Origin of the sequence: Shigella sp. FC1567, from assembly GCF_001743015.1 — a bacterium.
GTDB lineage: Bacteria > Pseudomonadota > Gammaproteobacteria > Enterobacterales > Enterobacteriaceae > Escherichia > Escherichia coli.
Map to the genome: position 1 here is coordinate 1 of NZ_MIIV01000062.1, position 10449 is coordinate 10449.

The following is a 10449-nucleotide window of genomic DNA, read 5'->3' on the forward strand; positions in this document are numbered from 1 at the left end:
TCGGCCTTTGAGGTCGTGGTATGGATGACGGATGGCTGGCCGCTGTATGAATCACGCCTGAAGGGAAAGCTGCACGTTATCAGCAAGCGTTACACTCAGCGCATTGAGCGACATAATCTGAATCTGAGACAACATCTGGCAAGGCTGGGACGGAAGTCACTGTCGTTCTCAAAATCGGTGGAGCTGCATGACAAGGTCATCGGGCATTATCTGAACATAAAACACTATCAGTAAGTTGGAGTCATTACCCACTATAAAATGTGTTAAAAACACTGTAGCAGAATGAAGCGCGGAATAAAAAAGCGGCAACTCAATAAAGTTGCCGCTTTACGGGGAAATTAGAACATTACCTTATGACCGTACTGCTCAAGAATGCCTTTCACGCGTTCCATGGTCTCTTTCTTAGGTGGTTTAACACCGTCGAGTTTGTACTCTTCACCCATTGCCACCCATTTGTGTTTGCCCAGCTCGTGGTAGGGGAGGAGTTCGATTTTCTCAACGTTGCCCATATCACGGGTAAATTCACCGAGGCGATGCGCTGAATCGTCATCGTCAGACCAGCCTGGGACAACAACGTAGCGGATCCACACCTTCACATTTTTGTTCGCCAGATATTTGGCGAACTCCAGCGTGCGGTGGTTGGAAACTCCAACCAGATTTTGGTGGATCTCGTCGTTCATCTGTTTGAGATCGAGCATTACCAGGTCGGTTACTTCCAGCAGTTCATCAATCACCGGATCGTAACGACGAACAAAACCGTTGGTGTCCAGACAGGTATGAATGCCTTCTTTTTTGCAGGCGCGGAACCAGTCACGAACAAACTCAGCTTGCAGGATTGCTTCACCGCCGGATGCGGTAACGCCGCCGCCGGAAGCGTTCATAAAGTGGCGATAGGTCACCACTTCCTTCATCAAATCTTCAACGGTAACTTCTTTACCGCCATGCGTGTCCCAGGTGTCGCGGTTATGACAATACAGGCAGCGCATCAGGCAGCCCTGGAAAAAGGTGATAAAGCGAATACCCGGGCCGTCTACGGTTCCACAGGATTCAAAGGAGTGAATGCGACCAATAACTGACATTGCGGTGTTTCTCCAGATGTGGCCCATCTGAGGCCGTGTTGGTGCGCAGCTCGAAGGCTACGTCGAGTCTGTTTTGGCAGTCACCTTAAAGTATAGATAGCTGACAAAAAAGGCTCTCGTGCTAAAAAAGGCCCCACTTTCGTGGAGCCTTTATTGTACGCTTTTTACTGTACGATTTCAGTCAAATCTAATTACATAGATTGAGTGAAGGTACGAGTAATAACGTCCTGCTGCTGTTCTTTAGTCAGCGAGTTGAAACGTACTGCGTAGCCAGATACACGGATGGTCAGCTGCGGATATTTTTCCGGGTTTTCCATCGCGTCGAGCAGCATTTCACGGTTCATCACGTTAACGTTCAGGTGCTGACCACCTTCGATGGATGCTTCGTGGTGGAAGTAACCATCCATCAGACCAGCCAGGTTGGTCTTACGAACTTCGTCGTCTTTACCCAGTGCGTTCGGAACGATAGAGAAGGTGTAGGAGATACCATCTTTAGCGTAAGCAAACGGCAGTTTAGCAACGGAAGTCAGAGACGCTACAGCACCTTTCTGGTCACGACCGTGCATCGGGTTAGCACCCGGTCCGAACGGCGCGCCAGCACGACGACCGTCTGGGGTGTTACCAGTTTTCTTACCATACACAACGTTAGAAGTGATGGTCAGAACAGACTGAGTCGGGATAGCGTCACGGTAGGTGTGCAGTTTCTGAATTTTCTTCATGAAACGTTCTACCAGGTCAACAGCCAGGTCATCTACACGCGGATCATTGTTACCAAACTGCGGGTATTCGCCTTCGATTTCGAAGTCGATAGCCAGACCGTCTTCGTCACGAATCGGTTTAACTTTCGCATATTTGATTGCAGACAGGGAGTCAGCAGCAACGGACAGACCAGCGATACCACACGCCATGGTGCGGATAACGTCACGGTCGTGCAGCGCCATCAGAGAGGCTTCGTAGCTGTACTTGTCGTGCATGTAGTGGATGATGTTCAGTGCAGTGATGTACTGTTTAGCCAGCCAGTCCATGAAGTGATCCATGCGCTCCATCACTTCATCGTAGTTCAGGAGATCGCCTTTGATCGGTTCAGACTTCGGACCAACCTGCATTTTCAGTTTTTCGTCAACGCCGCCGTTGATTGCGTACAGCATGGTTTTCGCCAGGTTTGCACGCGCACCGAAGAACTGCATTTGTTTACCAACGATCATCGGGCTTACGCAGCAAGCGATAGCATAGTCATCGTTGTTGAAGTCCGGACGCATCAGGTCATCGTTCTCATACTGCAGAGAAGAGGTGTCGATGGACACTTTAGCGGCGAATTTCTTGAAGTTCAGCGGCAGTTTTTCAGACCACAGAATGGTCATGTTCGGTTCCGGAGACGGACCCATGGTGTACAGGGTGTTCAGGAAACGGAAGCTGTTTTTGGTAACCAGGGTACGACCGTCGAGGCCCATACCACCGATAGATTCGGTTGCCCAGATCGGGTCGCCAGAGAACAGTTCATCGTATTCCGGAGTACGCAGGAAGCGAACCATACGCAGTTTCATGACCAGGTGGTCAACCATTTCCTGCGCTTCTTGTTCGGTGATCTTGCCAGCTTTCAGGTCACGTTCGATGTACACATCCAGGAAGGTGGAGGTACGACCGAAGGACATTGCAGCACCGTTCTGAGACTTAACAGCAGCCAGGTAGCCGAAGTAAGTCCACTGGATAGCTTCCTGAGCGTTGGTAGCCGGACCAGAGATGTCGTAGCCGTATTTCGCAGCCATTTCTTTCATCTGACCCAGAGCGCGGTGCTGTTCAGCGATTTCTTCGCGCAGACGGATAGTCTGTTCCAGGTTTACGCCGTTTTCCAGATCAGCCTGCAGAGAAGTGAACTGTGCCAGTTTGTCTTTCATCAGGTAGTCGATACCGTACAGCGCAACGCGACGGTAGTCACCGATGATACGGCCACGGCCATATGCATCTGGCAGACCGGTCAGAACACCAGATTTACGGCAACGCAGGATGTCCGGAGTGTAAACGTCGAACACGCCCTGGTTGTGAGTTTTACGGTATTCAGTGAAGATTTTTTTGATCATCGGATCCAGTTCGCGGTTGTACGCTTTGCAGGAACCTTCGATCATTTTGATACCACCGAACGGGATAAGAGCACGTTTCAGCGGAGCTTCAGTCTGCAGACCAACGATTTTCTCAAGCTGCTTGTTGATGTAGCCAGCGTCGTGAGAGGTGATGGTGGAAGCAACAGCGGTGTCAAAGTCAACTGGCGCGTGAGTGCGGTTTTCCAGTTTAACGCCTTCCATTACTTTGTCCCACAGGGTGGTGGTCGCTTCAGTAGCGCCAGCTAGGAAGGACTCGTCACCCTCGTACGGAGTGTAGTTTTTCTGAATGAAGTCACGGACGTTTACTTCATTCTGCCAGTCACCTTTGGTAAAACCTTCCCAGGCTGTGGCTAACTTTTCATTAAGCTCGGACATGTAACACCTACCTTCTTAAGTGGATTTTTTATTTACTGCGTACTTCGACAACCATTAATGGTGATCGTTTTCACGCAGGTAAATGACCCAGTATGTCAACCCAACCAACAAACCACCGCCGATAATATTACCGATCGTAACCGGGATCAGGTTATCAGTGATGAAGTTCATCACGGTCAGGTGAGAAAAATTTTCCGGTGCAGAACCGACAGCGGTCCAGAATTCCGGAGATGCGAAGTCGCGGATTACAATACCCATCGGGATCATAAACATGTTTGCGATACTGTGCTCAAAACCGCTGGCAACAAACATCGCGACCGGCAGCACCATAATGAACGCTTTGTCCATCAGGCTGCGGCCAGAATAACTCATCCATACTGCCAGACATACCATCAGGTTTGCCAGGATACCAAGACAGACGGCCTCAATAAAAGTATGGTGCACTTTGTGGTCGGCGGTTTGTAGGACGTTTAGTCCCCATTGACCATTTGCGGTCATATACTCGCCGGAAAGCCACATTAAAAGTACAAACAGCAGTGCGCCGACCAGGTTGCCAAAATAGACATTTAGCCAGTTTTTCGCCAACTGACCCCAGGTGATGCGCCCACTCGCCTTAGCAACAACAATCAACACGGTGGAAGTAAAGAGATCAGCTCCGCAGACAACACAAAGAATCAGCCCCAGAGAGAAGCAAATGCCGCCAACCAGTTTTGCCATGCCGAAGGGCATTGTGCCTGTGCCAGTGGTTGCTGTGATATAGAAGACGAATGCGATTGAGATGAAAACACCGGCGGTAATCGCCAGATAGAAAGTCTTAAGCGGATGTTTCGTTGCTTTATAGACACCCGCCTCTTCGGCCACTTTGGCCATTGCAGCAGGAAGTAAAAGATCAAAAGGGTTGTCAGCTTTCACACTAACTCTCTCTTTATTAAGTCGGCGACGAGATACTAACAAAGCATTATAGATGAGAAATTGATATAGATCATATCTCGCCTGGCTTATAGGTCCGTAACTCGCATGGTTTTTATGCAAATACGGAGTAAATATTTGATTATCCAAATAAAAATAAATTTTAAAAATTAACAAATGAGTTGAATTTTTTCCGCATCCTCCGCTAAAATAGTTAATTAAAAGGGAGCATTAGGCGAATAAAGTAACAATATCGATCGTATTTATTAAATACAAATTACCGATATTTAACCTTATAATTACAATTATTTTATTAATGCAAATATATGTAAAGCGGGGCATTAAAAAAACGCCCCGTAATATAACTCAGACTAATCATTAAGCCTACATTGCGTAGGCTATTTGATTTTATTTTGCCCAGAATGCTGCTTTGGCGCGCTGCAGCTTTTCGTAGGCCTTCAACAACGACTGATGTGCAGCAAACGCGTGCAGATCGCTATCTACCGGTTGCAGGCCGTAAAACGCCGCTTCGCCGCTCATTGCCGCACTGGCGGCTTCCACGGCATCTGCGCCGTACATGCGAACAAACGCATTCAGATATTGCAGCGGCTGGCGATCTTCTTCCTGTGCCAGTAATAACAACGTTTGCAGGCAGCGATAATAGTTGGCGCGTTCCGGACTAAATACTGATGAGTTAAACTCCATCGTCCATTCGGTCCAGACCAGAGCCTGTTCCAGATCGCCACCAGCCAGCGCCAGCATGGCTTTTAATTCACCGATACGCAGGGTGTACCAACCGTTATCCGACCCGGTCGCCAGACCCAACAGCTCACGCACGCGGGTAAAGTCATCAAAACCTTCTTCATCCAGTTGCTCGATGAGGTTCAGGTAATCTTCTTTTTCCCACTCGCTGCCTGGTAGCGAAAGAATCGTTTCACGTAAATGGCTGCCCATACTGTTATTCGCGAGCCACAGATCTTCAGCCGGATAAATATCGGACATGCCAGGCACGATAATACGGCAAGCATAAACGCCCAGATGCTCGTAATCGGCAATATAAACTTCTTTATCTTCTTTGTTGAAGATAGCCATCAGCGTAGCAAACTCTTCTTCCGTGGTGCCGGAGAAATTCCAGTCCACAAACGGATAATCGGCATCCTGCTTGAACAGGTCCCAGGAGATTAAACCGCTGGAATCGATAAAGTGCGTTTCGAGGTTGGTATGTTCAGCGACTTCTTCATCATCGAAGGTTGGCGGAGTAAACACATCCAAATCTTTCAGGCCACGACCTTGCAGCAGCTCGGTCACGGTACGTTCCAGTGCTACGCCAAAATCAGGATGCGCACCGAAAGAGGCAAAGCAGGTACCGTTAGCAGGATTGAACAGTACCACGCAAATCACCGGATACTGGCCGCCAAGGGAACCATCATATGCGAAGATCGGGAAACCTTCTGCTTCCAGTGTTTCGATCGCTTCAACCACCGCTGGGTAACGCGCCAGCACGTCTGCCGGGATCTCTGGCAGGCTGATGCTTTCAGCAATAATGCGGTTTTTCACGTAGCGTTCGAAAACTTCAGACAATCCCTGAACGCGTGCTTCGTTGCGGGTATTACCTGCGGACATACCGTTGGAGACGTACAGGTTACCAATGATATTCATCGGAATATAAACGGTCTGATTGTCGGACTGACGCGTAAACGGCAGGCCGCAAATACCACGATCTTCGTTACCGGATTGTAGGTCAATCAGCATGCTGCCGGTCAGTTCATTCTCCGGATCATAAAACGCGCGCAGACGGTCATCGAGTAGTCCTTCTGGCACATCGTCATTTTCGGTCAGTGGGAACCATTTTTCGTTGGGATAATGCACGAACGGACCGTTGGCGATGGTTTCGCCCAGCCAGAAATCAGCAAAAAAGTAGTTGGTTGAGAGACGCTCGAAATATTCACCAAGTGCAGAAGCCAGCGCCGCTTTTTTGGTTGCGCCTTTACCGTTGGTAAAACACAGTGCGCACTCTTTGTCGCGAATATGTACAGACCAGACGTTAGGCACAGGATTCAGCCAGGAGGCCTCTTCAATCTGAAAGCCGAGGTCTGAAAGTTTTTGCTGGAAGCGAGCGATGGAATCTTCCAGAGCGGCATCTTTGCCGGGGATAAATGTTTGCGTCATGAAAATCACTTTAGTCGTACGGAAAGCGCGCAATAATACGGGTTTTATCTCAAAGGCGCTATCACCGCCGCCATGCCGATGAACTGTTGACTATGCTTTTAGCGAATAAACCACGATAAGAGCATAAAAATGAAGGCGTTCGATCTCCACCGTATGGCATTTGATAAAGTGCCTTTTGATTTCCTTGGCGAAGTTGCACTACGTAGTCTTTATACCTTTGTACTGGTTTTTTTGTTCCTCAAAATGACCGGAAGACGCGGTGTGCGACAGATGTCGCTGTTTGAAGTGTTAATCATTCTCACGCTGGGTTCAGCGGCGGGAGATGTGGCGTTTTATGATGATGTGCCGATGGTGCCGGTACTTATCGTCTTTATCACTCTGGCGTTGTTATACCGCCTGGTAATGTGGTTGATGGCGCACAGTGAAAAACTGGAAGATCTACTGGAAGGTAAGCCGGTTGTTATTATTGAAGATGGCGAGCTGGCCTGGTCGAAACTCAATAACTCCAACATGACGGAATTTGAGTTCTTTATGGAGCTACGATTGCGTGGCGTGGAGCAGCTGGGGCAGGTACGTCTGGCGATTCTCGAAACCAACGGGCAAATCAGTGTCTATTTCTTTGAAGATGACAAGGTGAAACCGGGTTTACTTATTTTACCCAGTGATTGTACGCAGCGTTACAAAGTGGTGCCGGAGTCGGCGGACTATGCCTGTATTCGTTGTAGTGAAATCATTCATATGAAAGCGGGGGAAAAACAATTATGTCCGCGCTGTGCAAATCCAGAATGGACGAAGGCAAGTCGGGCAAAACGGGTGACCTGACAGTAAAAACATCGGCTTTTTGCTAATAATCCGAGAGATTCTTTTGTGTGATGCAAGCCTCATTTTTGCCCTCAACGGTTTTACTCATTGCGATGTGTGTCACTGAATGATAAAACCGATAGCCACAGGAATAATGTATTACCTGTGGTCGCAATCGATTGACCGCGGGTTAATAGCAACGCAACGTGGTGAGGGGAAATGGCTCAAATCTTCAATTTTAGTTCTGGTCCGGCAATGCTACCGGCAGAGGTGCTTAAACAGGCTCAACAGGAACTGCGCGACTGGAACGGTCTTGGTACGTCGGTGATGGAAGTGAGTCACCGTGGCAAAGAGTTCATTCAGGTTGCAGAGGAAGCCGAGAAGGATTTTCGCGATCTTCTTAATGTCCCCTCCAACTACAAGGTATTATTCTGCCATGGCGGTGGTCGCGGTCAGTTTGCTGCGGTACCGCTGAATATTCTCGGTGATAAAACCACCGCAGATTATGTTGATGCCGGTTACTGGGCGGCAAGTGCCATTAAAGAAGCGAAAAAATACTGCACGCCTAATGTCTTTGACGCCAAAGTGACTGTTGATGGTCTGCGCGCGGTTAAGCCAATGCGTGAATGGCAACTCTCTGATAATGCTGCTTATATGCATTACTGCCCGAATGAAACCATCGACGGTATCGCCATCGACGAAACGCCAGACTTCGGCAAAGATGTGGTGGTCGCCGCCGACTTCTCTTCAACCATTCTTTCCCGTCCGATTGACGTCAGCCGTTATGGCGTGATTTACGCTGGCGCGCAGAAAAATATCGGCCCGGCTGGCCTGACAATCGTCATCGTTCGTGAAGATTTGCTGGGCAAAGCGAATATCGCGTGTCCGTCGATACTGGATTATTCCATCTTCAACGATAACGGCTCCATGTTTAACACGCCGCCGACATTTGCCTGGTATCTATCTGGTCTGGTCTTTAAATGGCTGAAAGCGAACGGCGGTGTAGCTGAAATGGATAAAATCAATCAGCAAAAAGCAGAACTGCTATATGGGGTGATTGATAACAGCGATTTCTACCGCAATGACGTGGCGAAAGCTAACCGTTCGCGGATGAACGTGCCGTTCCAGTTGGCGGACAGTGCGCTTGACAAATTGTTCCTTGAAGAGTCTTTTGCTGCTGGCCTTCATGCACTGAAAGGTCACCGTGTGGTCGGCGGAATGCGCGCTTCTATTTATAACGCCATGCCGCTGGAAGGCGTTAAAGCGCTGACAGACTTCATGGTTGAGTTCGAACGCCGTCACGGTTAATGCCGAAATTTTGCTTAATCCCCACAGCCAGCCTGTGGGGTTTTTATTTCTGTTGTAGAGAGTTGAGTTCATGGAATCCCTGACGTTACAACCCATCGCTCGTGTCGATGGCACTATTAATCTGCCCGGTTCCAAGAGCGTTTCTAACCGCGCTTTATTGCTGGCGGCATTAGCACACGGCAAAACAGTATTAACCAATCTGCTGGATAGCGATGACGTGCGCCATATGCTGAATGCATTAACAGCGTTAGGGGTAAGCTATACGCTTTCAGCCGATCGTACGCGTTGCGAAATTATCGGTAACGGCGGTCCATTACACGCAGAAGGTGCCCTGGAGTTGTTCCTCGGTAACGCCGGAACGGCAATGCGTCCGCTGGCGGCAGCTCTTTGTCTGGGTAGCAATGATATTGTGCTGACCGGTGAGCCGCGTATGAAAGAACGCCCGATTGGTCATCTGGTGGATGCGCTGCGCCTGGGCGGGGCGAAGATCACTTACCTGGAACAAGAAAATTATCCGCCGTTGCGTTTACAGGGCAGCTTTACTGGCGGCAACGTTGACGTTGATGGCTCCGTTTCCAGCCAATTCCTCACCGCACTGTTAATGACTGCGCCTCTTGCGCCGGAAGATACGGTGATTCGTATTAAAGGCGATCTGGTTTCTAAACCTTATATCGACATCACACTCAATCTGATGAAGACGTTTGGTGTTGAAATTGAAAATCAGCACTATCAACAATTTGTCGTAAAAGGCGGACAGTCTTATCAGTCTCCGGGTACTTATTTGGTCGAAGGCGATGCATCTTCGGCTTCTTACTTTCTGGCAGCAGCAGCAATCAAAGGCGGCACTGTAAAAGTGACCGGTATTGGACGTAACAGTATGCAGGGTGATATTCGCTTTGCTGATGTGCTGGAAAAATGGGCGCGACCATTTGCTGGGGCGATGATTATATTTCCTGCACGCGTGGTGAACTGAACGCTATTGATATGGATATGAACCATATTCCCGATGCGGCGATGACCATTGCCACGGCGGCGTTATTTGCAAAAGGCACCACCACGCTGCGCAATATCTATAACTGGCGTGTTAAAGAAACCGATCGCCTGTTTGCGATGGCAACAGAACTGCGTAAAGTCGGTGCGGAAGTAGAAGAGGGGCACGATTACATTCGTATCACTCCACCGGAAAAACTGAACTTTGCCGAGATCGCGACATACAATGATCACCGGATGGCGATGTGTTTCTCGCTGGTGGCGTTGTCAGATACACCAGTGACGATTCTTGATCCCAAATGTACGGCCAAAACATTTCCGGATTATTTCGAGCAGTTGGCGCGGATTAGCCAGGCAGCCTGAATGAACAACGGGCAATAAATAGCCAAATATTTCTTTATCAAAACGTCGGCACATTGTCGTAATGCCAGTCAGTTAAGCAACTGACTGGCTCTTTTTCGGGGCTGTGGGGTATTTCCAGGGCCTCTCCTTTACCACTCTCGGAAGGCCCTTCCCCTTCTCGTCGGTAATTTCACAAGTTGTCCCATACTTGCAAGATCGCGCATCAGCTCCGGTATACGTCCCGGTGAAGCGCCCTGCAATGTCATCAGCATTCTCATCACCATTCCGCATGATTCTGAGAAACTCAGTTGATTCGGCCAGTAACCTTTCAGATGTTCCGCCATTTTAATCATCTGATATCTCACCAGATTATAAGC

The 10449-nt window shown here is 48.9% G+C and carries 7 protein-coding genes and 2 pseudogenes; 4 read left to right on the plus strand and 5 right to left on the minus strand.

Annotation, left to right across the window (positions count from 1 at the left end):
* On the plus strand, positions 1 to 234 hold a 234-nt coding region (locus BHE85_RS05155), incomplete at its 5' end, for an IS1 family transposase (protein WP_001393844.1).
* A gap of 104 nt (positions 235 to 338) precedes the next feature.
* On the opposite strand, the gene pflA is transcribed toward BHE85_RS05155, so the two are convergent.
* The 4 genes from pflA to ycaO form a co-directional block, all read right to left on the minus strand.
* A complete protein-coding gene (pflA, locus tag BHE85_RS05160) occupies positions 339 to 1079 on the minus strand; it encodes a pyruvate formate lyase 1-activating protein (RefSeq protein WP_000111043.1) in 741 nt (246 codons plus the stop codon).
* Between the two features lie 191 nt (positions 1080 to 1270).
* A complete protein-coding gene (gene pflB, locus BHE85_RS05165; protein ID WP_001292820.1) occupies positions 1271 to 3553 on the minus strand; it encodes a formate C-acetyltransferase in 2283 nt (760 codons plus the stop codon).
* Between the two features lie 54 nt (positions 3554 to 3607).
* Positions 3608 to 4465: a formate transporter FocA gene (gene focA, locus BHE85_RS05170; protein WP_000642546.1), complete on the minus strand. Its 858-nt coding sequence runs from the start codon at positions 4463 to 4465 to the stop codon at positions 3608 to 3610.
* Positions 4466 to 4870: 405 nt separating this feature from the next.
* Positions 4871 to 6631, minus strand: coding sequence for a 30S ribosomal protein S12 methylthiotransferase accessory factor YcaO (ycaO, locus tag BHE85_RS05175; RefSeq protein WP_001295344.1), 1761 nt, complete (start codon positions 6629 to 6631; stop codon positions 4871 to 4873).
* 129 nt (positions 6632 to 6760) lie between these two features.
* On the opposite strand from ycaO, the gene BHE85_RS05180 reads away from it, so the two are divergent.
* From BHE85_RS05180 to aroA, 3 genes and pseudogenes are all read left to right on the plus strand, one after another.
* Complete coding sequence (locus BHE85_RS05180) at positions 6761 to 7453, plus strand: DUF421 domain-containing protein (protein WP_000642849.1); 693 nt, start codon at positions 6761 to 6763, stop codon at positions 7451 to 7453.
* A 198-nt stretch (positions 7454 to 7651) separates the two neighbouring features.
* Positions 7652 to 8740: a 3-phosphoserine/phosphohydroxythreonine transaminase gene (gene serC, locus BHE85_RS05185; RefSeq protein WP_000057140.1), complete on the plus strand. Its 1089-nt coding sequence runs from the start codon at positions 7652 to 7654 to the stop codon at positions 8738 to 8740.
* 70 nt (positions 8741 to 8810) lie between these two features.
* Positions 8811 to 10093: pseudogene (gene aroA, locus BHE85_RS05190) on the plus strand (3-phosphoshikimate 1-carboxyvinyltransferase).
* A 72-nt stretch (positions 10094 to 10165) separates the two neighbouring features.
* Here the strand turns inward: aroA and BHE85_RS05195 are convergent.
* A pseudogene (locus BHE85_RS05195) lies at positions 10166 to 10449 on the minus strand (IS4 family transposase); the annotation flags it as partial.

What these genes read in the sequence shown, in the direction of transcription:
- pflA (WP_000111043.1), bottom strand. Translation starts at nt 1,079, where the DNA reads ATGTCAGTTATTGGTCGCATTCACTCCTTTGAATCCTGTGGAACCGTA.
- pflB (WP_001292820.1), bottom strand. Translation starts at nt 3,553, where the DNA reads ATGTCCGAGCTTAATGAAAAGTTAGCCACAGCCTGGGAAGGTTTTACC.
- ycaO (WP_001295344.1), bottom strand. Translation starts at nt 6,631, where the DNA reads ATGACGCAAACATTTATCCCCGGCAAAGATGCCGCTCTGGAAGATTCC.
- BHE85_RS05180 (WP_000642849.1), top strand. Translation starts at nt 6,761, where the DNA reads ATGAAGGCGTTCGATCTCCACCGTATGGCATTTGATAAAGTGCCTTTT.
- serC (WP_000057140.1), top strand. Translation starts at nt 7,652, where the DNA reads ATGGCTCAAATCTTCAATTTTAGTTCTGGTCCGGCAATGCTACCGGCA.